The sequence below is a fragment of the Halomonas caseinilytica genome (assembly GCF_001662285.1).
Lineage (GTDB): Bacteria > Pseudomonadota > Gammaproteobacteria > Pseudomonadales > Halomonadaceae > Halomonas > Halomonas caseinilytica.
The window spans coordinates 210,404-233,184 of record NZ_BDEO01000006.1; the positions used below are offsets into that span (position 1 = coordinate 210,404).

The 22,781-nt window shown below is 64.2% G+C and carries 23 protein-coding genes; 11 read left to right on the plus strand and 12 right to left on the minus strand.

Annotated features, from left to right (window positions below):
- Nucleotides 1–60: 60 nt before the first annotated feature.
- Both HSDC_RS07220 and HSDC_RS07225 read right to left on the minus strand, forming a co-directional pair.
- Nucleotides 61–1,026: a C4-dicarboxylate TRAP transporter substrate-binding protein gene (locus HSDC_RS07220; protein WP_064699264.1), complete on the minus strand. Its 966-nt coding sequence runs from the start codon at nucleotides 1,024–1,026 to the stop codon at nucleotides 61–63.
- Nucleotides 1,027–1,090: 64 nt separating this feature from the next.
- A complete protein-coding gene (locus HSDC_RS07225; protein ID WP_064699265.1) occupies nucleotides 1,091–1,831 on the minus strand; it encodes a GntR family transcriptional regulator in 741 nt (246 codons plus the stop codon).
- A 471-nt stretch (nucleotides 1,832–2,302) separates the two neighbouring features.
- Between HSDC_RS07225 and HSDC_RS07230 the strand changes: the two genes are divergently transcribed.
- The 4 genes from HSDC_RS07230 (at nucleotide 2,303) to HSDC_RS07245 (ending at nucleotide 5,998) form a co-directional block, all read left to right on the plus strand.
- Nucleotides 2,303–3,037 carry a FadR/GntR family transcriptional regulator gene (locus tag HSDC_RS07230; protein WP_064699266.1) on the plus strand — a complete coding sequence of 245 codons (735 nt, stop codon included), beginning with the start codon at nucleotides 2,303–2,305 and terminating at the stop codon, nucleotides 3,035–3,037.
- A 239-nt stretch (nucleotides 3,038–3,276) separates the two neighbouring features.
- A complete protein-coding gene (locus HSDC_RS07235; protein WP_064699267.1) occupies nucleotides 3,277–4,089 on the plus strand; it encodes an alpha/beta fold hydrolase in 813 nt (270 codons plus the stop codon).
- Nucleotides 4,086–4,961 (plus strand): alpha/beta fold hydrolase, encoded by an 876-nt coding sequence (locus HSDC_RS07240; RefSeq protein WP_064699268.1) that lies wholly within the window; start codon nucleotides 4,086–4,088, stop codon nucleotides 4,959–4,961. Before HSDC_RS07235 ends, HSDC_RS07240 begins: the two co-directional genes overlap by 4 nt.
- Nucleotides 4,962–4,975: 14 nt before the next feature.
- Entirely contained in the window at nucleotides 4,976–5,998 is a 1,023-nt protein-coding gene (locus tag HSDC_RS07245; RefSeq protein ID WP_064699269.1) for a patatin-like phospholipase family protein, read from the plus strand.
- A gap of 45 nt (nucleotides 5,999–6,043) precedes the next feature.
- Here the strand turns inward: HSDC_RS07245 and HSDC_RS07250 are convergent, their stop codons facing one another.
- Nucleotides 6,044–6,610 (minus strand): Smr/MutS family protein, encoded by a 567-nt coding sequence (locus HSDC_RS07250; RefSeq protein ID WP_064699270.1) that lies wholly within the window; start codon nucleotides 6,608–6,610, stop codon nucleotides 6,044–6,046.
- Between the two features lie 126 nt (nucleotides 6,611–6,736).
- Between HSDC_RS07250 and prmB the strand changes: the two genes are divergently transcribed.
- From prmB to phaC, 5 genes are all read left to right on the plus strand, one after another.
- The gene (gene prmB, locus HSDC_RS07255; protein WP_064699271.1) at nucleotides 6,737–7,693 is read left to right on the plus strand and encodes a 50S ribosomal protein L3 N(5)-glutamine methyltransferase; all 957 of its coding nucleotides are present in this window, start codon (nucleotides 6,737–6,739) and stop codon (nucleotides 7,691–7,693) included.
- Nucleotides 7,694–7,713: 20 nt separating this feature from the next.
- Nucleotides 7,714–8,799 (plus strand): chorismate synthase, encoded by a 1,086-nt coding sequence (aroC, locus tag HSDC_RS07260; protein ID WP_064699272.1) that lies wholly within the window; start codon nucleotides 7,714–7,716, stop codon nucleotides 8,797–8,799.
- A 75-nt stretch (nucleotides 8,800–8,874) separates the two neighbouring features.
- Complete coding sequence (locus tag HSDC_RS07265; protein WP_064699273.1) at nucleotides 8,875–9,240, plus strand: DUF6489 family protein; 366 nt, start codon at nucleotides 8,875–8,877, stop codon at nucleotides 9,238–9,240.
- Nucleotides 9,241–9,356: 116 nt separating this feature from the next.
- The gene (locus HSDC_RS07270; protein WP_064699274.1) at nucleotides 9,357–9,776 is read left to right on the plus strand and encodes a phasin family protein; all 420 of its coding nucleotides are present in this window, start codon (nucleotides 9,357–9,359) and stop codon (nucleotides 9,774–9,776) included.
- A 134-nt stretch (nucleotides 9,777–9,910) separates the two neighbouring features.
- Complete coding sequence (gene phaC / locus HSDC_RS07275; protein WP_064699275.1) at nucleotides 9,911–11,740, plus strand: class I poly(R)-hydroxyalkanoic acid synthase; 1,830 nt, start codon at nucleotides 9,911–9,913, stop codon at nucleotides 11,738–11,740.
- A gap of 117 nt (nucleotides 11,741–11,857) precedes the next feature.
- Here the strand turns inward: phaC and lnt are convergent, their stop codons facing one another.
- The 5 genes from lnt to miaB form a co-directional block, all read right to left on the minus strand.
- On the minus strand, nucleotides 11,858–13,330 hold the full coding sequence (gene lnt / locus HSDC_RS07280) for an apolipoprotein N-acyltransferase (RefSeq protein WP_244534450.1): 1,473 nt from the start codon (nucleotides 13,328–13,330) through the stop codon (nucleotides 11,858–11,860).
- Between the two features lie 44 nt (nucleotides 13,331–13,374).
- On the minus strand, nucleotides 13,375–14,247 hold the full coding sequence (locus HSDC_RS07285) for a CorC family transporter (protein WP_064699277.1): 873 nt from the start codon (nucleotides 14,245–14,247) through the stop codon (nucleotides 13,375–13,377).
- On the minus strand, nucleotides 14,244–14,756 hold the full coding sequence (ybeY, locus tag HSDC_RS07290) for an rRNA maturation RNase YbeY (RefSeq protein ID WP_064699278.1): 513 nt from the start codon (nucleotides 14,754–14,756) through the stop codon (nucleotides 14,244–14,246). Before ybeY ends, HSDC_RS07285 begins: the two co-directional genes overlap by 4 nt.
- A complete protein-coding gene (locus HSDC_RS07295; RefSeq protein WP_425292854.1) occupies nucleotides 14,753–15,859 on the minus strand; it encodes a PhoH family protein in 1,107 nt (368 codons plus the stop codon). The genes ybeY and HSDC_RS07295 overlap by 4 nt, the downstream gene beginning before the upstream one ends.
- A gap of 210 nt (nucleotides 15,860–16,069) precedes the next feature.
- A complete protein-coding gene (miaB, locus tag HSDC_RS07300) occupies nucleotides 16,070–17,413 on the minus strand; it encodes a tRNA (N6-isopentenyl adenosine(37)-C2)-methylthiotransferase MiaB (protein WP_064699279.1) in 1,344 nt (447 codons plus the stop codon).
- A 549-nt stretch (nucleotides 17,414–17,962) separates the two neighbouring features.
- Between miaB and HSDC_RS07305 the strand changes: the two genes are divergently transcribed.
- Both HSDC_RS07305 and HSDC_RS07310 read left to right on the plus strand, forming a co-directional pair.
- Nucleotides 17,963–18,604: a TIGR04211 family SH3 domain-containing protein gene (locus tag HSDC_RS07305; protein WP_137055222.1), complete on the plus strand. Its 642-nt coding sequence runs from the start codon at nucleotides 17,963–17,965 to the stop codon at nucleotides 18,602–18,604.
- A 14-nt stretch (nucleotides 18,605–18,618) separates the two neighbouring features.
- Nucleotides 18,619–19,260 (plus strand): thiopurine S-methyltransferase, encoded by a 642-nt coding sequence (locus HSDC_RS07310; protein ID WP_064699280.1) that lies wholly within the window; start codon nucleotides 18,619–18,621, stop codon nucleotides 19,258–19,260.
- A gap of 48 nt (nucleotides 19,261–19,308) precedes the next feature.
- Here the strand turns inward: HSDC_RS07310 and HSDC_RS07315 are convergent, their stop codons facing one another.
- The 4 genes from HSDC_RS07315 to cysT form a co-directional block, all read right to left on the minus strand.
- Nucleotides 19,309–19,899 (minus strand): YajG family lipoprotein, encoded by a 591-nt coding sequence (locus HSDC_RS07315; protein ID WP_064699281.1) that lies wholly within the window; start codon nucleotides 19,897–19,899, stop codon nucleotides 19,309–19,311.
- Nucleotides 19,900–19,980: 81 nt separating this feature from the next.
- Entirely contained in the window at nucleotides 19,981–21,084 is a 1,104-nt protein-coding gene (locus tag HSDC_RS07320; RefSeq protein ID WP_064699282.1) for a sulfate/molybdate ABC transporter ATP-binding protein, read from the minus strand.
- Nucleotides 21,081–21,908, minus strand: coding sequence for a sulfate ABC transporter permease subunit CysW (gene cysW, locus HSDC_RS07325; RefSeq protein WP_064699283.1), 828 nt, complete (start codon nucleotides 21,906–21,908; stop codon nucleotides 21,081–21,083). Before cysW ends, HSDC_RS07320 begins: the two co-directional genes overlap by 4 nt.
- Nucleotides 21,908–22,765 (minus strand): sulfate ABC transporter permease subunit CysT, encoded by an 858-nt coding sequence (gene cysT / locus HSDC_RS07330; protein ID WP_064699284.1) that lies wholly within the window; start codon nucleotides 22,763–22,765, stop codon nucleotides 21,908–21,910. Before cysT ends, cysW begins: the two co-directional genes overlap by 1 nt.
- Between the last annotated feature and the right edge of the window lie 16 nt (nucleotides 22,766–22,781).

Genomic DNA, 22,781 nt, shown 5'->3' on the forward strand with positions numbered 1-22,781 from the left:
GGCGAGCTACCCCTCCTTTTACGTTGCTACCGCTGGAAGCAGAAGAACGGATACCCATGGTTAGTCACCGATCTCGGAAACCAGTTGGTCGCGGTATTCGTCGTAGCCAAGCTCTTCATAGACGGTATCGACGCGTTCGCGGAACAGACTGGTATCCACCTCGGTAAAGGTGACGCCTTCCTGCTCCATCTTCTCGCGCACGGCGTCCTGTGCGTCCACGGTAGCTTGACTGGCCTCGTTGCCGGCTTCCTTGAGCTCTTCATCGAGGATGGTGCGCAGTTCATCCGGCAGTGACTGGAACCACTGCTCCGAAGTGGCGATCCCCGTCATCAACTGGATATGGTGGGTCAGGGCAACGTGATCGATGACCTCCTGGAGGCGCTGTCCATCGGCGGCGGTCAACTGAGCCTCAGCGGCATCAATCGATCCCAGCTGCAGGGCCGAATAGACCTCGGACCAGGGCAGCGGCGCGGGCGTGGCCCCCATGGCCTCGATGGTCTTGAGCCAGACCGGCGAGTTGATGGTGCGTGTACGAACCCCCTGCAGATCTTCCGGGGTTTCGATCGGGGTCTGGGTAAGCATTTCCCGCGAGCCCTGGAACCAGTTGTAGTTCAGCAGCCTCAGGCCACTGTTGTCGGCCAGATCCTCCACCCAGCCCCGGTAGAGGTCGGTGTCGGTGATGGCCTCGTATTGGGTGTGATCCTCGACCAGATAGGGCGCAGCCAGGATGCCCAGCTCGGGTTGATACTCTGACAACCTGCCGGCATCGATGAGGATGGCGATATTGGCACCGCTGCGAATTTGCTCGACCACATCTTCGTCGGAGCCAAGCTGGCTGTTGGGAAACACATTGAGCCGCAATTCGCCCTCGGAGCGCTCCTCTATTTCGTGTTTGGCCTCTTCCATGGCTTTCACGATGGGATCCTGACCACTCAAGGCCGTGGATAGATTCAGCTCATAGTCGGCGTGGGCAAGATTGCCCGCGAGAGCCAGTGCTGCAACAGGGAGGGTCAGTGTTGTTTTCATGGTATCTCCTGGCGTGTTTCATGGGAGTTTGAGATGAGGCCATGACGCCATCACAGTGTCGGGATTACCCGAGTGCTGTGTGGATGGCCCGGGAGGTGGCTGTTGTCTCCTGGAACATGTCGGGGAAGCGGTCCACGAGATCGGGTAGCGATTGCAGGATCTCGTTCTGATGGATGCGCATGGCATCAGCCGCCGCGTCTACATCGTGCTGCTCGATGGCATCGACGATGGCCGCATGCTGCTCGATCAACTTATCGATGGGGGTGCTGGCCGGGATACTCAGGTAGCGCACCCGATCGAGTTGCGCCTTGACCTCCTCGATCACTTTCCAGGCGGTTTGCTGACCGACACCCAGCGATAGGGTGCGATGGAAGGCTTCGTCGAGCAGAAAGAACCGGTCGTGATCGGCCGGTTCGATGCAAAGCCGCTGGTGATCGATCAACTCACGGAGCTCGGCGAGCACCTGTTGCGCCAGTCCCTGAGTCGCGGCTTCACGAGCCACGGCCACTTCAACCGCTTCGCGCACAAAGCGTGCCTCGAGCACTGCCTGCTGCGAGATCTTGACCACGAAGGTGCCACGTTGGGGTCGCACCTTGACCAGACCCGCTTCCGAAAGCCGGATGAAGGCCTCACGGACCGGCTGACGGCTTACCGAAAAGGTATCGGCGAGCTCCTTTTCCGATAAGGCCTGCCCCGGTGCCAGCACCATGCGAATGATGGACTGGCGTAATACCTGATGGAGCCGCTGGCGCACCGAGTCGCTATCACGGGTTTCTTGCCATAGTGCTTGAAGTGTCGCGTGCATGAGATTCACCTCATTTCGCCGCCATGGAGCCGGCTGGCGACCTATTCGATAAAGCTAGTATGGTAGTATGGCAATGAAACAGAAAGTCTCTGTCCCTTAGACATTAGTGCTATGCGCACGGTGTCAGGCGACGCTTGCTTAAGCGTATTGTTCAATACCGGTAATGTGCGGATTGGAGGTGAGTGCGTCAGAACTCGCTGTTTCGTAATGGGGCGTGCTGGTGACTCAGCATGGTTCTTGGGCCACACTGTGTCGCCATTTCCCGATGTAATGCTGTTACGCTATGTTGCAATGTCTTGTGTGACGCTCCAGGGATATTGATCGTCACTTTCGGAATAGGAGAAACAGAACTTCTTGCCTGTCGGTACGAGATTATTTGTATGATATATTATAAATATGGATGTCGAACCCATCTGCTGCCGGTATCATGGCAGCATTGATAGTCGAATATATGTGGCAGAGGGTCGTGAGATGGCGGTTTCGAATTCTTGGGGCGTCAAGCGCATCACTCGCGAGGGCAGTCTGTCCCAGGCGGTGCTGGAACAGCTCGAGCGACGGATCACCTCAGGGGATACGCCGGTGGGCAGCAAGCTGCCTACCGAGAGCGAGCTGTGCGATGCCTTTGGCGTGAGTCGCACGGTGATTCGTGAAGCGATCACTCATCTCAAGTCGCTTGGCCTGGTCGAGACTCGCCGTGGCGTCGGGACGACAGTGTTGCGCACCGATGTGGTCGAGCCGCGTCCGGCGGTGCACATCAGTCCCCAGACCGTCGAGGATATTCTGCAGGTCCTGGAGTTGAGGTTGACGCTGGAACCCAGCGCCGCCGAGTTGGCCGCGTTACGCCATGACGCAGAAGACCGAGCGCGCCTTGAAGCGCGGCATGCGGAATTTTCGGCGGTTCAGGCCAGTCAGTCTCAGGCCCGTCGGGAGGATTTCGCCTTTCATCATGCCATCGTCAAGGCAACCCACAACGTATTCTTCGAACGCTTCTACGAGCCGTTGAGCGACAGCATGATTCCTCGCTCCAAGCTGCTCAGCGTCGACATCGACCCGAGTTCCTCGGCGCGCTATCTCGAACTGGTGCATGAGGAGCATACCCGGATCCTGGAGACCATCCTCAACCGAGACGGTCCTGCCGCACGCCAGGCGATGCATGAGCATCTCAGCCGCTCCAGGGATATGTACGCACGTTATCGGGACGAGTAAATCCGGCGCCGGGGTGGCGGATAGCGGTTAGCGCGCCATCCAGAGTCCGATGACGATGGCGATGGCCACGGTGGTGAAGAAGATGCGGTTGCGCAGACGGGTGTCTCGGCGAGGCTTGTCGGGGCGATGTGTCACGACGACTCCAGGTCTTGGGTGAATGGGGCGAAAGGCGACTTGGCGCATCATGGTATTCCCGTTAGCCTGCTATCACCAGACGGCCCGCCAAACCGGAAGACGCCATGCCCCAGCCCGAAACCGACTCCCTTCTTGTCTTCGCCCATGCCAACGGCTTTCCCGGCCGTAGTTATCGCAGCTTTCTGGCGCCGCTCGAGGCGCGTTTCGATGTACGCCCCGTGGAGCAGCTCGGCCATCATCCCGACTTTCCCGTAGGGCACAACTGGCTTGCCTTGCGTGACGAGCTGCTTGCACAGCTGCAAGCGTTTTCCAGGCCGATCATCGGTGTCGGGCATTCCATGGGCGGGGTGCTGATGGCCATGGCAGCCGAACAGGCACCGGAACGTTTCCGTTGTGTCGTGATGCTCGATCCTCCCTTGATGCTGGGCATCGATGCCATGGCCATGAAAGCGGCCAAGCGTCTCGGCTTCGTCGATCGGATCACCCCGGCGGGGCGGACCCTGGGACGCCGCTCGCGTTGGTCGGATCGCGCGGCGATGCGCGATTACCTGCGTCGCCGAGGGTTGTTTCGCCGCTTCACCGAGCAGGCGCTGGACGACTATATCGAAGGCGGTACCCAGGAACTCAAGTCGGGAGAGGTGGTGCTGCGCTACGATCCCGATATCGAAGTGGATGTCTTCCGCCATCTGCCCGATCACCTGAACGATCTACCCGAGGACGTGAGAGTGCCGCTGGGCGTGCTGGCCGGCAGCGATTCCGACTTGCTCACGCCGCGGCGGCGACGCAGGCTGAAGCGCCGAGGCATTCGCGTCGCCGAGGTGCCCGGTGGTCACATGTTTCCCATGGAGCATCCTGAAGCGACGCGCGCGGCCTTGCTGACCATGCTCGATGCGCTGATGTGCGGAGATGGACGATGAGCTCGGGGGAAGCCTTGCGTCTTGCCGACGGTCGCCTGGCTGCCCTGTCCTGGGGCGAGGCTCGGGCGCCGACCTGGCTCGCCCTGCATGGCTGGCTGGATAACGCGGCCAGTTTCTCGCGCCTCGCGCCGCGTCTTGTGTCGCGTTTGGGGATCCGGGTCGTGGCGCTCGACTTTGCGGGGCATGGACACTCGCATTATCTGGCCGGGGACGGGGACTATGCCCTCTGGGACTACTGTCATGATGTCCTCGATGCGCTCGACGCCCTGGGGCTCGAGCGTGCCCCGCTGATGGCGCATTCCATGGGCGCCGGAGTGGCGTGCCTGCTGGCGGCCGGCCTGCCGGAACGCGTCGAGAGGCTGACCCTGATCGACGGTCTCGGCGCGGTGACCACCGATTTCCCGGCCGCGCCGCGGCAGCTCCGCAAGGGGCTGATGGCGCGTCGGCGGCCAGGGGCGACGGCGCCACGCTATGCTGATATCGAGAGCGCTGTTACGGCGCGGGTCGCCGGCAGTGCCACGCCGATCGACTCGGCCACTGCCAGGCCCCTGGTCGAACGTAACCTGGAAGCCCTGGCATGGGGGGAGTGGCGGCTGCGCAGCGATCCCCGCTTGCGCTGGGCTTCGCCGGTGCGACTCTCTTCCGATCAGATGCTGGCCATGCTGGAGGCCATTCGCTGTGACGTGCTCTTGGTCGAGGGGGAAGACGGCATTCTCTCCGAGCGGGAGGGCATGGCGCAGAGACGGGCCGCGGTTGCTGAACTGACGAGGCGGGTGCTGGCGGGTGGCCACCACCTGCATCTGGAACCGGGACGGGTGAATGCCGTGGCGGAAGCGATCGCGACGCATGTTCACGGCATCGGTCGAAGCTGAGGGAGACAACGACGATGACCGAACGACATTCCGATGATGCCGCCGGCCGACGTGTCGTGCTGGCGCTGGGCAGCGGTGGGGCGCGTGGCTATGCGCACATCGGCGTCATCGAGGAGCTCGAGGCGCGCGGCTATGAGGTCGTGGCGCTGTCGGGCTGTTCCATGGGAGCACTGGTGGCCGGAATTTATGCGGCGGGTGAGCTGAGTGCCTATCGCGACTGGGTCTGTCGCCTGGATTACTTCGATGTACTGCGCCTGGTGGATGTCACCTGGAGTCCGATGGGGGCCATGAAGGCCAGCAAGGTGATGAGCAAGCTGGAGGAGCTGGTCGGCGACAGCCTGATCGAGGACTTGTCGATTCCGGTGACCACCGTGGCCACCGACCTGACTCGCCAGCGGGAGGTGTGGTTCCAGTCCGGCTCGTTGCTACAGGCCATTCGCGCCTCCATTGCGGTGCCGGGGGTGATCACGCCCGTCTATCGAGGCGCCCAGGTGCTGGTGGATGGTGGCCTGCTCAACCCCTTGCCGGTGATGCCGGCGGTGGGCGTGAGTGCGGATTTCCTCATGGCGGTCAATGCGACTGCCCACACCTCGCGGCCGGTGACGCTGGAATCCTTGCTGCCACCTAAGGAAGCCGCCGAGGAACAGGCGCGCGAGAAGGAGCGCGACCGCTCGGGGGCGGTCGATTTCGCCGGCTGGATGGAGGGCGTTCGAGGCGCCACTCGCCGGCTCTTCGATGGCTTCGGCGGCGGTGACGGCGATGATGACGCCGAACAGGGCAAGCTCGAGCGTGGACGCCATGCCTGGGGGCGTCTCGACATGATGCTGGCATCCTTCGACATTGCCCAGGGGGCGATTGCCAAGTACAAGCTGGCAGGCTATCCGCCGGATGTGCTGGTCGAGATCCCCAAGACGGTCTGCGGCGCCTATGAGTTCCACCGCGCCGAGGCACTGATATGCCTGGGGCGGCATCTGGCCCGGGAGGCGCTGGATCGGCGCGAGCGCGAGCTCAACGTGGGGCTGACCTCGGAGCGGTGAGCGAGTCGCGACAACGGCCGTGTTGCCCGCTCGCCCTGGAGCAGCCTAACGTTGACGTCGCAACAGCACGTACACCGCGCCGGTGCCGCCATCGACGTCGGTGGCTGAACAGAAGGCCAGGACACTCGGCCATTCGCGCAGCCAGGCGTTGACGTGGCTCTTGATCACCGGGTAATCGGAGGTGGTGCCCCAGGCCTTGCCATGCACGACCAGTACGCAACGTGCTCGCTCGGCCTCGGCATCGCGCAGGAAGGTCTCGAGCTCGATTCGGGCTTCATTGACGGTATGGCCGTGCAGGTCCAGCCCCGCTTCCCAGGCGATCCGGCCGCGCTTGAGCTGGCTGCGGGTGCGATAGGGCAGATCGGGCAGTGCGAAATCGAGATAGGCCGAGGGCCGGACCGCCTCGACGCGGCCATCGGAGGAGCGCCCGGTGGCATTGTCCGAGCCGGCGTCGGTGGCCGCGGCGCGACGTGCTCGCGCGGCTTCGTCTTCCCGACGCGGACGACCGGGATCGGCGCGGTTGCTTTGCAGCGGACGCACGCCGGCCTTGCTCAGCGCCTGACGGAAGGCGTTGATGTCATCGGCGTCCGGCTGATAGCGGCGTCGGCTCATGTCGTTCGTGGCTCGCGTGGACCTGAAAAGGGGCCAGTATACCGGCCCTGACGTGGCTGTGAACCGCCGCCGAGGGTACAATCGGGGCTCAGCCGCCTCCCATGCAATCGTCGAACAGGATGCCCCGTGGCCGATTCCGTCTGCTCTTCATCGACTTCCACTCTGACGCTCGACGACGCCGAGCTTGCCGAGGGATTGATTACCCTGCGAGACTGCCTGCGCTGGGCCGCCAGCGAATTTCATCTGGCCGGCCTGCATTATGGCCATGGCACCGACTCCGCCTGGGACGAGGCGGTGGCCCTGACGCTGGGGGCCTTGCACCTGCCGTGGAACGTCGATCCTGGCGTGCTCGACGCACGTCTGCTGCCCATGGAGCGCCGTCGTATCGTCGGGCTCGCCAGGGAGCGAATCGAGAGTCGTCGCCCCTTGCCTTATCTGCTGGGCGAGGCCTTCTTCGCCGGCGTGCCCTTCAGCGTCGACGAACGGGTACTGATTCCACGCTCGCCCATCGCCGAGCTGATCGAGCAAGGCTTCGGCGCCTGGTTCCCCATCGAACCGCCATCGCGGGTGCTGGACCTGTGCGCCGGCTCCGGCTGCATCGGCATCGCCACCGCCCTGCACCTGCCTACCTGCGAGGTCGATCTGGCCGACGTCAGCGCCGACGCCTTGGAGGTGTCGCGCCTCAACATCACCCGTCACGATGTCGGCGGCCGTGTCCGGGCCGTTGCCTCGGATCTCTTCGCTGCCCTCGAAGGGCGGCGCTATGACGTGATCGTCTCCAATCCGCCCTATGTCGATGCCCGGGACCTGGCTACCATGCCTGCCGAGTTTCGCCACGAGCCGGGTCTGGCGCTGGGGGCCGGCCCCGATGGCCTGGATATCGTACGGCGTATCCTGCGTGAGGCTCGCGAGCATCTGACCGACGACGGCGTGCTGATCGTCGAGGTCGGCAACTCCGATCACCACCTGGAAGCGGCCTTTCCCGAGGTTCCCTTCCTGTGGCTGGAATTCGAGCGCGGTGGCCAGGGCGTGTTCGCGCTGACCGCCGCGGAACTCGACGCCCATGCGGCGTCCTTCGCCTGATTCGTCATTGAGGAACGCCCATGTCCGGCAACACCTTCGGCAAGCTGTTCACCGTCACCACCTTCGGCGAGAGCCATGGCCCGGCGCTGGGTGCCATCGTCGATGGCTGCCCGCCGGGCGTGCCGATCAACGAGCAGGTCATTCAGCGCGACCTTGACCGTCGCCGGCCGGGTTCCTCGCGGCATACCACCCAGCGCCGCGAGCCCGACCGGGTACGTCTGCTTTCCGGCGTCTTCGAGGGCGTGACCACCGGGACGTCCATTGGCCTGCTGATCGAGAATACCGACCAGCGCTCCAAGGACTATTCGCGGATCAAGGACCAGTTTCGCCCGGCCCACGCCGACTACACCTATCATCACAAGTACGGGGTTCGCGACTACCGTGGTGGTGGCCGTTCCAGCGCCCGGGAAACCGCCATGCGGGTGGCTGCCGGCGCTATTGCCAAGCAATACCTGGCCAGTCAGGGCATCCGGGTGCGCGGCTACATGAGCCAGCTCGGCCCCATCGCCATCGAGTTTCGTGACTGGGCGGCGGTGGACGCCAATCCATTCTTCTGTCCCGACCCGGAAAAAGTGCCTGAGCTCGAAGCCTTCATGGATCAGTTGCGGCGCGATCAGGACTCGGTGGGCGCGCGGATCTCGGTGGTCGCCGAGGGCGTGCCGCCTGGCCTTGGCGAGCCGGTCTTCGATCGTCTCGATGCCGAGCTGGCGCATGGCCTGATGAGCATCAACGCCGTGAAGGGCGTGGAGATCGGTGACGGTTTTGCCTCGGTGGCCCAGCGGGGCAGCGAGCATCGCGATGAAATGACGCCCGAGGGCTTTCTGTCCAATCATGCCGGCGGTGTTCTGGGCGGCATTTCCAGCGGCCAGACGATCATCGCGCACCTGGCGCTCAAGCCGACCTCCAGCATCACCACGCCGGGGCGTTCCATCGACATCACCGGCGCGCCGGTGGAGGTGGTCACCCGGGGGCGTCACGACCCCTGTGTCGGTATTCGCGCCACGCCCATCGCCGAGGCGATGATGGCGCTGACCCTGATGGATCATCTGCTGCGCCACCGTGGGCAGAATCAGGATGTCGAGGTGTCGACGCCCAGACTGTCCTGAGCCGCATGTCCTGAACGGCCGGGCTGCTACACTGGGGAAGTATCACCTCACTCACATTGGCCAGGCGAGGCGCCCATGAAGATCAACGTCGAGTTCGATTTGACGCCCGATGAATTCCGCCGGGCACTCGGGCTGCCCGATGTGGAAGCCTTTCAGCAGGAGTTGCTGGAACGTATCCAGAAGCAGATGGAGTCCGGCGTCGAGGGCTATGATCCCATGAGCCTGATGCAGCCCTTCCTCCAGCAACCGCTCTTCCAGCAGGGCATGGCCAACGTCGGCAACTATCAGCAGATGATGATGGACATGCTGAGTCGCGCCGCCTCCGGGGCTGCCCGAAGCCAGGAAAACGACCCGGATGAACCGCCCTCCGGGACATCCGGACAAGGCGCCGGCAAGGCCTCCTCGGCCAGCGCCCAGTCTCGGAGTCGGCGCAAGAGCTGAGGCACTGCTCTCGGGTGGGCGTGCATCGTCATCATCTTGCAACGGGCTGCATGCCAGACTAGTCTTTGTGCAGTGCAGCACGGATGTCATCCGCATTCCTCGAGGAGGGTCAGGCCATGCAGGACAAGATGATCGATGCGTTCAACGAGCAGGCTCGCGAGTTCTTCACGCCGATGCGCAAGCTCAATGCCTTGATGCTGGACAACATGGAGCGTGTGACCCAGTACCAGCTGGAGGCCATGAAGCGATACAGCCAGATGGGTACCTCGCGTCTGCGAGATGCCTCCGATGTCAGCGATGCCGAGAGCATGCGTGACTTCGGCACGCGCCAGGTCGAGATGATGACGGAGCTCTCCAATCTGATGCTCGAGGACGCACGGGCCATGAGCGAGATGAGCCTGCGCTTCAAGAGCGAACTGGAGCGCCTCTATGGCGAATCCGGCCAGACGCCCGAGGCGATGAGCGAGGAGGCCGGGACATCCGGGGACGCCGGGCCGGCCAAGGCCACCAGCCAGGCGTCGCGCAAGCGTAGCTGAACGGCTTTCATGCCATCGCCGGGCATTGTCCGACCAGGCGACGTGCGCAGTCACCTTTCCGACCAATGCCCGGAGCCGCCACCACCCGCTGGACGAGAGGGTGGGGGCGTGTGTCCAGATTGCGGGAGGGAATGATGCAGCCAGGGAATCACGCACCGTCGCAGGCCGAACTCGAGGCATGGGGCGAGCAGGTCAAGCTGATCGGCGAACAGTATCGGGCCTTGCTCGAGGATGTGCTGCCCCGCCTGGTGCCGGATGTCGCCGCCGAGTCTGTCTATGCCGACATGCACGACAGCTTTCGTGCCGGTGCCGAGGCGCTGAATCGGGATCCCTCCCTGTTGTGGCAGACGCAGGCGCGCCTGATGGAAGACCAATACCGGCTTTGGCAGCACGGCCTCAAGGCGCTGGCCGGCGAGTCGGTGACGCCTCTGGTTACGCCGGCGAAGGGAGACCGGCGTTTTCAGGACGAGGCCTGGCACAGCGATCCCTTCTACATGTCGATCATGCAGCAGTACCTGCTGTTTGCCCATCGGGTCGAGGCGCTGGTGGAAAGCCTCGAGGGGCTGTCGGATGATCATCGGCGCAATCTCGCCTTCTATGCGCGGCAATTGGTCAATGCCATGTCGCCGACCAACTTCGTTACCACCAATCCCGAAGTGATGCGCCGCACCCTGGAGACACGAGGCCAGAACCTGGTGGATGGGCTGGCCCGGCTGCGCGAGGACCTCGCCAATTCGGTCGAGGGTCTCAATGTCACCATGACCGATCGCGGGGCCTTCGAGGTCGGCGAGAACATTGCCGTCACGCCGGGGGCGGTGGTCTTCGAGAACGAGCTGATGCAACTGATCCAGTATGCACCCAGCACCGAGAAGGTCTTCAAGACGCCGTTGCTGGTGATCCCGCCCTGGATCAACAAGTACTACGTGCTCGACCTTCGCCAGGAGAACTCGCTGGTCAAGTGGCTGGTGGATCAGGGGCACAGCGTCTTTCTGATTTCGTGGCGCAATCCGGGCCCCGAACAGCGCGACCTGACCTGGGCCGATTACATGCAGATGGGTCCCATCGCCAGCATGGAGGCCATCGAGCAGGCCGTCGGCGAAAAGTCGGTCAACCTGATGAGCTATTGCGTCGGCGGCACCCTGGCCGCTTCCACGGTAGCCTATCTGACCAGTACCCGGCGCGGTCGCAAGGTTCGCTCGGTTACCTACATGGCGACCCTGCAGGACTTCCGCGACCCCGGCGAGCTGGGTGTCTTCCTCACCGAGCCGGTGCTCAAGGGCATCGAGGAGACGCTCGAGCGGGATGGCTACCTGGACGGCCGAGTCATGGCCTACTCCTTCAACCTGCTGCGCGAGAACGACCTCTTCTGGTCGTTCTACATCAACAACTACCTCAAGGGCGACGCGCCGGCTCCCTTCGATCTGTTGTACTGGAATACCGACGGCACCAACCTGCCGGCAGGTACCCATGGCTGGTACCTGCGGCACCTTTATCGAGAGAACCGCCTGGTCGAGCCGGATGGCATTGAGCTCGACGGCGTGAAGATCGACCTGCGCAAGATCTCGGCTCCCAGCTACTTCATTTCCACGCGCGAGGACCACATCGCCAAGTGGAACAGCACCTATTATGGCGCCTTGCTCCCCAAGGGCCCCGTTACCTTCGTGCTGGGTGGCTCGGGGCATATCGCCGGTATCGTCAATCCGCCGCACAAGAACAAGTACGGCTTCTGGACCAACGAGGAACTGCCGGACGACCATGAGGCCTGGCTCGAGGGAGCCGAGGCGCACGAAGGCTCCTGGTGGCCGCATTGGCAGGCCTGGATGACCGACAACGGCTATGCCGACCCCGCCAAGCTCGTGCCGGCTCGCCAGCCAGGGGAAGGCCAGCTCGATATCCTCGAGCCGGCACCGGGGCGCTACGTGAAGATGACGATTCCCGAGGTGCTGGGCGACATCGAGGCATGAAGCTGGAAGAGCCGGGCTTCGCCCGGAGCTGGAAGAACGCTCGCTTCGCGGGCTTAAGCTGGAAGCTTGAAGAAAACCCTTGACCTCATGATGGCGGGGTTCATGCTGCCTTCCAGCTTACGGCTCCTGGCGGCGGCGTAGCCGCAGTCCTGGCAGTACCATCAACGCCGCGAGGAGCCAGATCGGCCAGCTACCGGTGCGGGTGAAGGGTGTGAGGCCCTCCATGGGCGTGTATTCCCCGACCAGCGTGGCCGCTTCGAACTGGGGCAGGCGCCCGGTGACACTTCCTTGCGGATCGATGATGGCGGTGACGCCATTGCTGGTGGCCCTGACCACGTAGCGACCGTTCTCCAGCGCGCGCAGACGGGCCATCTGCAGGTGCTGCTGCGGGCCCAGGGAGTCGCCGAACCAGGTGTCGTTGGAAAGGGTCAGCAGGACATCGGATTGGCGTGCTTGCCGGGCCACCAGATCGGCATAGATGATCTCGTAGCAGATGGCATTGCCGATGCGAGTGCCGGCGGCCACCATCGGTGCCTGGCCATCGGGGCCTGGCGTCATTGCCGGCATCGGCAGATCGAAGAAGGCAATGGCGCCGCGCAGCAGGCTCTCCAGTGGCAGATATTCGCCGAAGGGAACCAGGTGGCGCTTGCGATATTCGCCCTGTACACCGTTCAGCCCGACCACGCTGTTGTAGAAATTGCCCTCTTCGTCGCGCTGCAAAATGCCGGTGAGCAACTGGGTCTCGTCGGGGAGGCCCGCCTGGGCGCGCTCCAGCACCGGCCGTGCCTGGTCCTCGAACATCGGCAGCGCCGCTTCCGGCCAGATCACCAGGTCGAGCGGCGTATTGTCCAACTCCCGGGTCAAGCGCCGATAGGTATCGATGGCGGTGCGTTGCCCCTCAGGGGTCCACTTGATCAGCTGCGACAGGTTGCCCTGCAACAGGGCGACACGCACGGGCTCGCCGGCCGGGTGGGTCCACTGCTGGGGCAATGCCAGGGGCGCCAGCCATAGTCCGGCCAGGGGCAGGGCGGCCCACCAGCGCCGGCGCAGCAGTTCCACACCCAGGGCGCCGGTCAGGGCGGTGACCAGCGACAGCAGATAGACGCCTCCCACCGGCGCCCAGGGCGCCAGCGGCGAATCTACCTGACCACTGCCCAGCAGCAGCCAGGGAAACCCGGTGAACAGCCAGGTGCGCAGAGCCTCGCCCAGCACCCAGGCGCCGGCGAAGGTGAGCACGGCGAAGCGGGGGCCGGCAAGGCGTCGATAGAGCCAGAGCGTGACGGCGAAGAACAGTGCCAGAGCGGCCACGAACAGGGCGGTCAAGGTCACGGCCAGGGGGATGCCGGTATAGCCGTAGTCGTGGATCGAGACGTAGACCCAGGATACGCCGGTGCCGAACAGGCCCAGACCGTAGCACCAGCCCCGCCAGGCCGCCTGACGCGGCGACAGGGCGGGCAGGCCCGCATAGAGCAGGCCGGCGGCCACCGGGGCGAGCCACCAGAGCATGAAGGGGGCGGCGGAGAGCGTGGTCAGCACGCCGGCCACCACGGCGGCCAGGCAACCGATGAGTGGGGAGCGAAAGGCAGGCATGGTTCCGTCCATGGTTCGTCGTCAAGGCTAGTGGACGAGGGCCGTCACTGGTCGTCGGCGTCGTGGGTATCCTGCTCGGCCTCCAGCAGTCGGATGCGGCGGTTGTCGGCATTGAGCACGGTGAAGCGCCAGCCGCCGATCACGGTGTGCTCGCCGCGTCCGGGGAGATGGCCGAAACGCTGCATGACCAGACCGCCCAGAGTATCGAACTCTTCGTCGGAGAGCCGGGTGCCGAAGTGCTCGTTGAAGTCCTCGATGGGCGTCAGGGCGCGAATGGCATAGCGACCGTTGCCCAGATCCCGGATGTCCGCTTCTTCGTCGGTATCGTGTTCGTCTTCGATATCGCCGACGATCTCCTCGAGAATGTCCTCGATGGTCACGATGCCGGCGGTGCCGCCGTATTCATCCACCACCACGGCCATGTGGTTGTGGGTGTCGCGAAATTCCTTGAGCAGGCTGTTGAGCCGCTTGGATTCCGGCACGAACATCGCCGGGCGCAGCACTTCCTCGAGCTGGAAGGCATGGCCATTGTCCTGCCCGTTGCGCAGCAGCGGCAGCAAGTCCTTGACCAGCAGGATACCCTTGACCTCGTCGAGGTTCTCGCCGATGACCGGATAGCGGGAATGGCCGGTCTCGAGAATCACCGGCAGGTATTCCTCCAGTGGCTGGTCGAGGTCGATCGCGTTGACCTGAGAGCGCGGGATAAGCACTTCGCGAACCTGCTGGTCGCTGATGTTCAGGGCGCCTTCGATGATCATCATGGCGTCCTGCTCCAGCTTGAGACGGGTCGCCGCCTGGCGCAGAAATTCCAGGAGCTCGTCTCGGGAGCTGGGTTCGTCGCTGTCGCTGGAAAGGGCGCTGAACAATTTATCGAGCCAGGACTTGTTGCCCTGGCTACTCGATCGGTCTTCGCTCATGCGTCGGCTCTCTCGTCCTCGGTATCGATGTCGCGCGGGGGAGGGCTGGGGGTGACATAGGGGTCGGCGATGCCCAGCCCAGCGAGTATGTCTCGTTCGAGGGCTTCCATGACCTCTGCCTCATCGTCCTCGATATGATCGTAACCCAACAGGTGCAGCGTGCCATGCACGACCATGTGGGCATAGTGATCGGTCAGGGACTTGTGCTGTTGCCTGGCTTCGTCGACGACCACCGGATGGCAGATCACCAGGTCGCCGAGCAGAGGCACGGCCACCGTCGGCGGGCATTCGAAGGGAAAGGAGAGCACATTGGTCGGACGGTCGCGATCGCGATAGTCGCGGTTCAGGGTCCGACTCTCCTCGGCATCGACGAAGCGGATCGTCAGCTCCTGGCGTGTCTCGTCGGGGTGGCGAGACAGCACGCCGGCCACCCAGGCCTCGAGATCCGCCTGTTGCGGCAGGTCCTCGGCTTCCAGGGCGACCTGGCGATCGATATCCGGTGAGCTCATGTATTCTCGGTGTCGCCGTTGTCGCGGCGCTCCTGTCGCTGTTGACGCTGTGCCTCGCGTTCCTGCTCACGGGCTTCCCGCTTGGCCCTGGCTTCGGCTTCCTGCTCGGCCTCGAAGACATCGTAGGCCTCGATGATGCGTTGTACCAGGGGATGGCGCACCACGTCCTTGGCGGCGAAGTGCGTCATGCCGATGCCGGGGGTGTCCTTGAGCACATCGAGGACCTGGATCAAGCCCGAGGTCTGGCCGCGCGGCAGGTCGACCTGGGTGATGTCGCCGGTAATCACGGCGGTGGAGCCGAAGCCGATGCGCGTCAGGAACATCTTCATCTGCTCACGAGTGGTGTTCTGGCTCTCGTCGAGAATGATGAAGGCATTGTTGAGCGTGCGGCCTCGCATGTAGGCCAGCGGTGCGATCTCGATGATCTGACGCTCGATGAGCTTGGCGACCTGTTCGAAGCCGATCATTTCGTAGAGGGCATCGTAGAGCGGTCGCAGATAGGGGTCGATCTTCTGGGCCAGGTCGCCGGGCAGAAAGCCGAGCTTCTCGCCGGCCTCGACGGCCGGGCGCACCAGCAGGATGCGGCGCACTTCCTGCTGGTTGAGCGCTTCCACGGCGGCGGCGACGGCCAGGTAAGTCTTGCCGGTACCGGCCGGGCCGATGCCGAAATTGATGTCATGGCCACGGATGCTCGAGACGTAGCCCTGTTGGTTGAAGCCGCGAGGCTTGATCAGCGCCTTGGGGGTGCGAATCAGCACGTCGTCCCCGCCGTTCGAGCCCGCTTCCTCTTCTTCCAGCGCCTCGAGCCCCGATTCTTGAAGGAACAGGTGAACGGTGTCCGGGGTCAGCTCGCTGGCCTCGGCCTCGCGATAGAGGTGCTCGACGACATTGGATGCGGCCTTGACCCGGTGCTCCGGTCCGGCCAGCTGAAAGGTGTTGCCGCGATTGCGCAGCGTGACGCCGAGCCGCGCCTCGATCAGTTTGAGGTGCTCGTCGCGTTGCCCGCAGAGGTTGGCCAGGCGTTGCGGGTCGTTGGGCTCGAGATTGAGCGTGATGATGCGATTGGCCGGTGTGGATGACTGGCTCAAGACAGGCGGGTCCATGGTTTGATGAGTGATCGCGGTCAGCTTACTGCCACCTTGGGTGCCGGAGCAACGGTGGTCTGCCCGGGGGCAGGCTGCGCACCGAAGCGGGCAAGCCCAGCGGTGCCAGGCGAGCGCCGACGGCGCACCGGATCAAGCGGCCGAAGCCATCTCCCGGTGCTGTCGACGCCCGATGCCGAGCGCCGACAGCGCCTGGCAACCTTGGTCGGGTCAGAAACGCTCCGGGGATGCCAGGTCACCACGCAGTGAGTTGGGCAGCGCCTCGGTGATTTCCACGTCGACGAAGTAGCCGATCAGCTCGGTGGGATTGGGGGCGCGGAAGTTGACCACCCGATTGTTTTCGGTGCGCCCGGAGAGCTGACCCGGGTCCTTGGGCGAGAAGCCGGTGACCAGGATGCGCTGGGTCGTGCCCACCATGCGACGGCTGATCTGCATGGCCTGCTGGTTGATGCGCTCCTGCAGGATGGCCAGGCGCTGCTTCTTGACCTCTTCCGGCGTTTCGTCGGGCAAGGCGGCTGCCGGTGTGCCGGGGCGTGCCGAATAGACGAAGCTGAAGGAAACGTCGAAGCCGATGCGATGGATCAGGTCCATGGTCGATTCGAAGTCGGCCTCGGTCTCGCCGGGGAAGCCGATGATGAAGTCCGAGGAGAAGCTGATGTCCGGTCGCAGGGCGCGGATGCGCTCCAGCTTGTCGACGTATTCCTCGACGGTATGACCGCGCTTCATGGCGGCCAGGACGTTGTCGGAGCCGGCCTGCACCGGAAGGTGGAGATGGCTGACCAGTTCCGGAATCTCGCCGTAGGCCTCGATCAGGCTGTCGGAGAACTCCACTGGATGCGAGGTGGTGAAACGAATGCGGTCGATGCCCTCGACGGCCGCCACGCAGCTGATCAGCTCGGCCAGGTCGATCTCGTCGCCGAGCTGGTTCTCGCCGCGATAGGCATTGACGTTCTGGCCCAGCAGGTTGATCTCGCGAACGCCCTGGTCGGCCAGGTGAATCACCTCGTCCATCACCGCCTCGAACGGCCGCGACACTTCCTCGCCGCGCGTGTAGGGAACCACGCAGAAGGTGCAGTACTTGGAACAGCCTTCCATGACCGAGACGAAGGCGGTGGCGCCATCGGAGGTCGGCTTCGGCAAGTGATCGAACTTCTCGATCTCCGGGAAGGTGACATCGACGACCGAAATCTTGTCATCCTGTCGCGCGTCGAGCATGGACGGCACACGGTGCAGGGTCTGAGGGCCGAATACCAGGTCCACCTGGGGGGCGCGCTTGCGCAAGGCATCGCCTTCCTGGCTGGCCACGCACCCACCGACGCCGATCACCAGGTCCGGATTGGCGTCCTTGAGCTTCTTCCAGCGGCCAAGCTGGTGAAAGACCTTCTCCTGTGCCTTCTCTCGGATCGAGCAGGTGTTGAGCAGAATGACGTCGGCATCATGCTCGTCGTCGGTGAGCTCCAGCTGATGGGATTCGCCGAGCAGATCCGCCATGCGCGCGGAGTCATACTCGTTCATCTGGCAGCCGTGCGTCTTGATGAAGAGTTTCTTCGCCATAAGAATCTAGTCGTGGCGTCGAGGCCCGACGGGTTGCACCGGTGGATGAGCGTTTAGGGAAACGTTGCCTTGAATGTCCTGACGTGTGAACCGCGAGCTGGCACAGCATTCGAAAACTCGCCGAACCGAATGGCGTGTCTTTCTGCTCCGTGCGCCTGGCGTTTCACGACGCTTGCCGATTCATGCAGCGCTTCCTTGGCAAGAGGAGACGTGACGTCTTCCGATGAGGCCAGAATTATACGCGCGCACGACCTCGGGGGCCAGCGTCGTGCGCTGCCGGGCTTGCCAAGTCTATGGTACCTTTGGCGCCTGTATCGGCCCTGGCGGCGCGCACAGGTGGTCATGATGTGATCGATACCGCGACCATGCCGACAGCACGCCGCCTGGCCGGTGGTTTCCAGCGGTTTTCCCGGCACTTGTCCACAGCAACTGTGGATGATGTCGCAGGAGCATCGCACTCATCGCGGGTCGGGTCGGAAGGGAAACCGGCACCTGCCGCCATTGCCTTGAGACATCGCACACAGAGCCTTGGATACCCAGGATGACAGCATGACGATGCAACTAAGCAAGAAAGTGACACTGGGCGTGTTGCTCGGGGCCCTGACCCTGCCGGCTTTCGCTCAGCAGGATGATGAGGGGGGAGACGATGCTTCGCGCTGGGTCTCCGATGAACTGACGACCTACGTTCGCAGCGGACCTACCGATGGTTACCGCATCGTCGGTAGCCTGACAGCCGGTGAGCCGGTGGAAGTGCTCGATACCGAAGGTGAGTATACCGAGGTGCGCAGCGAGAGCGGCGATGAGGTCTGGTTGCCGAGCGACCAGTTGCAGGATACGCCGAGCGCGCGCGTCCAGTTGCCGGCGCTGGAGACCCGGGTCGAGGAGTTGAGTGCCGAGTTGTCCGGTATCAATGACACCTGGGAAGGGCGTATCAATGCGCTCAGCGAGACACTCGAGGTAAGAGAGCAGCGCATCGCCGAGCTGGAGGAGCGCAACCATGAGCTTGCCACCGAGGCCGAAGCGTCACGGAGCAGCGTTCGCGATCTGCGGGCCCGCCTGGAGACCCAGGAAGAGGATCTGCTGATGCGTTACTTCATGTATGGCGGGGGCGTGGCGGGTGCCGGCCTGCTGGTGGGGTTGATCGTTCCTCATCTGCCGCGCCGGCGTCGCAAGCGCGACCGCTGGTTCTGAGCAGAGGACGCAGCATGGACGAGGACTGGCGGCAACGTTGGCAAGAAGGGCGCATCGGCTTTCATCGGGAAGCGGTCCACCCCGCGCTCGAGCGCCACTGGCCCTGTCTCGGTGTCGGCGAAGGTACCAAGGTGCTGGTGCCCTTGTGCGGCAAGAGCCTGGACATGCGCTGGTTGGCCGCTCGTGGCCATCCGGTGCTGGGCATCGAACTGGCCGAGCCTGCCATCGAGCAGTTCATGGCCGAGGGCGAAGGAGAAGTGTCCCGCTATCATCAGTCGCGCTTCACCGTCAGCCGTCAGGGCAAGGTGGAGCTGTGGTGCGGGGATTTCTTCCACTTTCATGTCAACGAGGCGGCAGACCTCGGGGCCTTTTACGATCGGGCAGCGCTGATCGCCTTGCCCGAGGCCAAGCGTCAGCGTTATGCCTTTCATCTGGCGCAGTTGCTGCCACCCGGCGCTCGGGGATTGTTGGTCTCCCTGACTCGCGCGCCGGGGGATACGGGTGGGCCGCCCTTTGACGTGACGGCCGATGAAGTGATCGAGCGCTTCTCGCCCAACTTCGAGGTGACGCATCTGGAGGATGGTGAGCGACAGCCCGACAGCGGTTTCCAGGAGAGTGTCTGGCAGTTGGTCCGGCGTGGCCCGGGGCGTTCTTGAGAAGGCAAGAGCCGCGGGCCACGCCGTCCCTTCACGGTCGGTCCCTCTTCAACGTGCCAGGAACCGCCCCAGTTCGGGGTCCCTGAAGACGCGATTCAGCCCGTCCGAGAGCAGCTCGGCGACCATCTTGGTATTGTCCTTGAGATCCGGGCGCACGGCGTACCCCTGGGTGCGCCGTGAGGTATAGGTCCCGGTGTAGGTCGCGCCACCATTCTCTGCCTTGGCGACCAGCACGGACTCGAGACGGGCCTCATCGATCAGCGGTCGGCTTTGGCCGCGCCCGTACTCGAGACGCTGCAGGGTCAGCGTCAGGCGAGGACGTCCTTGAGCGGTTTGCGTGGTCGGCTCGAAGCCCATGTCGCGCAGGGCGCGTTCGGCCTCTGCCTGGAGCTTCGGCATCAAGGGCCCGGCCTCCACGGTGATCACCGAGGTCGACATGGCGTTGCCGCTGCGGGTACCGATCTGCGGCCCGTCTCGGCCGTCCACGACCGCCACGGTCACGGCCTGGCCCTGGCCGACGCTCGGGACTGCAACGGTACGTTCGGGCGTTGGTTGCAGGTACTGAGGCGCCGAGCAGCCGGTGAGCCAGACGACCGACAGCAACAAGGCGATGAGTCGCAGAAAGCATCGACGTTGCATGAGTTCTCTCCCTGACATGGCGATGAGGCATCGAGTATAGCCTTCTCGCCGAAACGCCTGCATGTTTCGTGAACGCCTGTTTCAGTCTGCCAGCAGTGCCGTGGTGTCGCGCGTCGTCGCCTTTTCCGGAAAACGGTGCCAGCGGCGAGGCAGGGCGAACAGTCGCATGCCGCGAGTGAGGGCGAGGCGCTCGAAATCGGCATGTCGTACGGTGGCAAGCCAGGGGCCGGGCAGCCAGTCGGCGGCCAGTTCCACGCGCACCTCCGCGCCAACCGGCGCGATGGCGGTCACGGTCACCGGCAGATGGGCCGACTCGCGAGGCGTCTTGTCCAGCGCTACCTCGTGAGGACGCAGCAGCAGTTCCTCGGCCCCATCGGGCAAGTCGACCTCGAGCCGGGCGTCACCGCAGGTGAGAACGCCATCGCGTACCTTGCCTTCGAGGTGGTTCACATCGCCCAGGAACTCGAACACGAAACGGTTGCTAGGGGCGCGATACAGCGCCTCCGGTGTGTCGATCTGTTCGATGCGGCCATCGCTCATCACCACCACGCGGTCGGAGAGTTCCAGCGCCTCTTCCTGATCATGGGTGACGAAGACGCTGGTGAAGTTCAGCTCATCGTGCAGGTGGCGCAGCCAACGACGCAGTTCCTGGCGGACCTTGGCATCCAGGGCGCCGAAGGGTTCGTCGAGCAGCAGGACATCGGGGCGCAGGGCCAGGGAGCGTGCCAGCGAGACCCGCTGCTGCTGGCCGCCGGACAGTTGCGCCGGATAACGCCCCGCCAGTTGCTCCAGCTGGACCATTTCCAGCAGGCGGTGCACTCGAGCGCGGATCTCGCCGCTGGATGGGCGCTGACGGCGCGGCATCACCGTCAGGCCGAAGGCCACGTTGTCGTAGACCGTCATGTGACGGAACAGCGCATAATGCTGGAAGACGAAGCCGATGCGTCGGTCGCGGACGTGCAGCCGGGTGACATCGCGCTCGCCGAACAGGATGCGACCCGCGGGTTCACGGTCGGGCGTCTCGAGCCCGGCGATGATGCGCAGCAGCGTGGTCTTGCCGGAACCGGAAGGACCGAGCAGCCCGATCAGCTCGCCCTGGTGAATGTCGAGATCCAGGGGCGCCAGGGCCTGGTGGCGACCCCCGCGGCCATAGTGCTTGGCGATGTTCTCGAGATGAATGCTCATGCGGAAGCCTCCCGGCGCGTGGCGCGCCACTCCAGACCGGCCTTGGCGGCCAGTGTGAACAGGGCGATGAGGGCCAGCAGGGCGGCGCTGGCGAAGGCGCCCACGGTGTTGTAGTCCTGATACAGCAGTTCGACGTGCAGTGGCAGGGTGTTGGTCTCGCCGCGGATCGCGCCGGATACCACGGAGACGGCGCCGAATTCACCGACGGCCCGGGCATTGGTCAGGATGACACCGTAGAGCAGTGCCCAGCGGATGTTCGGCAGGGTGACCCGGCGGAACAGCGTGAAGCCCGAGGCGCCCAGAGTGACCGCGGCTTCTTCCTCCCGCGAGCCTTGAGCCTGCATCAGCGGAATCAGCTCCCGCGCCACGAAGGGGCAGGTGACGAAGATGGTGACCATCAGGATGCCCGGCCAGGCAAACATCAACTGAATGTCATGGGTGTCCAGCCAGCCGCCGATCCAGCCATTGCGCCCATACAGCAGCAGATAGACCAGGCCGGCGACCACCGGCGAGATGGCGAAGGGAATGTCGATCAGCGTCTGCAGCAGTCGGCGTCCCGGAAAGCGAAAGCGCGTCACCAGCCAGGCCAGCATCACGCCGAACACCAGGTTCACCGGGATGGTCAGGAGGGTGATGAACAGCGTCAGACCGATGGCGGACAGCGTATAGGTATCGCTGACATTGCGCCAGAAGCCGCCGATACCCTCGGCGAAGGCCTGGGCGAAGATCGCCACCAGCGGCAGCAGCAGGAAGAGTGCGGCCAGTGCCACGGCGGCGCCGATGAGGAGGCGGCGCAGGGCGGGAGCGTCTCCGATTCGTTGCATCAGTTGCCTCCTCCGTGCAGGCGTCGGATGAAGCGGCCCTGCCACAGGTTGATGACCAGCAGCAGGATCAACGAGGTGGCGAGCACCACCGAGGCAATGGCCGAGGCGCCGACATAGTCGTATTCCTGCAGTTTGACGAAGATCATCAGCGAGGTGATTTCGGTCTCGTAGGGCATGTTGCCGGCGATGAAGATGACCGCGCCGAATTCACCGAGCGAGCGTACGAAAGCCAGGCCCGTGCCGGTGACCAGCGCCGGCCAGAGGTGAGGCAGGATCACGCGGCGAAAGGCCACGCCGTCACGGGCGCCCAGCGCCATGGCGGCTTCGTCGATTTCCCCCGGCAGATCCTCGAGAATCGGCTGCACGGTGCGTACCACGAAGGGAATGCTGGTGAAGGCCATGGCGAGCGCGATGCCCGCCCAGGTGTAGGCGACGTCGATGCCTAGCGGTGCCAGCGCCTTGCCCATCCAGCCGCTGCTGGAGTAGAGCGTGGCCAGGGTGATGCCGGCTACCGCCGTCGGCAGGGCGAAGGGAAGATCCATCAAGGCATCGAGCAGGCGCTTGCCCGGGAAGTCGTAGCGCACCAGGACCCAGGCCAGCAGCAGCCCGAAGATGGCATTGATCACCGCGGCGACCGCCGCGGCGCCGATGGTGGTCATATAGCTGGCCACCACGCGCCCTTCGCTGATGATCGCCCAGTATTCGCCCAGTGAAAGCCCCGCAAGCTGGCCGACCAGACCGGTGAGCGGCAGCAGCAGGACCAGCGAAACGAAGGTCAGGCTGATGCCCAGGGACAGGCCGAAGCCCGGCAGCACGCGCTGCCGGGCCCGGGGCAAGGGAAAGGCCGCAGCTGTCATGATGATGCCTCGTTCA

What these genes read in the sequence shown, in the direction of transcription:
- HSDC_RS07220 (WP_064699264.1), bottom strand. Translation starts at nt 1,026, where the DNA reads ATGAAAACAACACTGACCCTCCCTGTTGCAGCACTGGCTCTCGCGGGC.
- HSDC_RS07225 (WP_064699265.1), bottom strand. Translation starts at nt 1,831, where the DNA reads ATGCACGCGACACTTCAAGCACTATGGCAAGAAACCCGTGATAGCGAC.
- HSDC_RS07230 (WP_064699266.1), top strand. Translation starts at nt 2,303, where the DNA reads ATGGCGGTTTCGAATTCTTGGGGCGTCAAGCGCATCACTCGCGAGGGC.
- HSDC_RS07235 (WP_064699267.1), top strand. Translation starts at nt 3,277, where the DNA reads ATGCCCCAGCCCGAAACCGACTCCCTTCTTGTCTTCGCCCATGCCAAC.
- HSDC_RS07240 (WP_064699268.1), top strand. Translation starts at nt 4,086, where the DNA reads ATGAGCTCGGGGGAAGCCTTGCGTCTTGCCGACGGTCGCCTGGCTGCC.
- HSDC_RS07245 (WP_064699269.1), top strand. Translation starts at nt 4,976, where the DNA reads ATGACCGAACGACATTCCGATGATGCCGCCGGCCGACGTGTCGTGCTG.
- HSDC_RS07250 (WP_064699270.1), bottom strand. Translation starts at nt 6,610, where the DNA reads ATGAGCCGACGCCGCTATCAGCCGGACGCCGATGACATCAACGCCTTC.
- aroC (WP_064699272.1), top strand. Translation starts at nt 7,714, where the DNA reads ATGTCCGGCAACACCTTCGGCAAGCTGTTCACCGTCACCACCTTCGGC.
- HSDC_RS07265 (WP_064699273.1), top strand. Translation starts at nt 8,875, where the DNA reads ATGAAGATCAACGTCGAGTTCGATTTGACGCCCGATGAATTCCGCCGG.
- HSDC_RS07270 (WP_064699274.1), top strand. Translation starts at nt 9,357, where the DNA reads ATGCAGGACAAGATGATCGATGCGTTCAACGAGCAGGCTCGCGAGTTC.
- phaC (WP_064699275.1), top strand. Translation starts at nt 9,911, where the DNA reads ATGCAGCCAGGGAATCACGCACCGTCGCAGGCCGAACTCGAGGCATGG.
- lnt (WP_244534450.1), bottom strand. Translation starts at nt 13,330, where the DNA reads ATGCCTGCCTTTCGCTCCCCACTCATCGGTTGCCTGGCCGCCGTGGTG.
- HSDC_RS07285 (WP_064699277.1), bottom strand. Translation starts at nt 14,247, where the DNA reads ATGAGCGAAGACCGATCGAGTAGCCAGGGCAACAAGTCCTGGCTCGAT.
- ybeY (WP_064699278.1), bottom strand. Translation starts at nt 14,756, where the DNA reads ATGAGCTCACCGGATATCGATCGCCAGGTCGCCCTGGAAGCCGAGGAC.
- HSDC_RS07295 (WP_425292854.1), bottom strand. Translation starts at nt 15,859, where the DNA reads ATGGACCCGCCTGTCTTGAGCCAGTCATCCACACCGGCCAATCGCATC.
- miaB (WP_064699279.1), bottom strand. Translation starts at nt 17,413, where the DNA reads ATGGCGAAGAAACTCTTCATCAAGACGCACGGCTGCCAGATGAACGAG.
- HSDC_RS07305 (WP_137055222.1), top strand. Translation starts at nt 17,963, where the DNA reads ATGACGATGCAACTAAGCAAGAAAGTGACACTGGGCGTGTTGCTCGGG.
- HSDC_RS07310 (WP_064699280.1), top strand. Translation starts at nt 18,619, where the DNA reads ATGGACGAGGACTGGCGGCAACGTTGGCAAGAAGGGCGCATCGGCTTT.
- HSDC_RS07315 (WP_064699281.1), bottom strand. Translation starts at nt 19,899, where the DNA reads ATGCAACGTCGATGCTTTCTGCGACTCATCGCCTTGTTGCTGTCGGTC.
- HSDC_RS07320 (WP_064699282.1), bottom strand. Translation starts at nt 21,084, where the DNA reads ATGAGCATTCATCTCGAGAACATCGCCAAGCACTATGGCCGCGGGGGT.
- cysW (WP_064699283.1), bottom strand. Translation starts at nt 21,908, where the DNA reads ATGCAACGAATCGGAGACGCTCCCGCCCTGCGCCGCCTCCTCATCGGC.
- cysT (WP_064699284.1), bottom strand. Translation starts at nt 22,765, where the DNA reads ATGACAGCTGCGGCCTTTCCCTTGCCCCGGGCCCGGCAGCGCGTGCTG.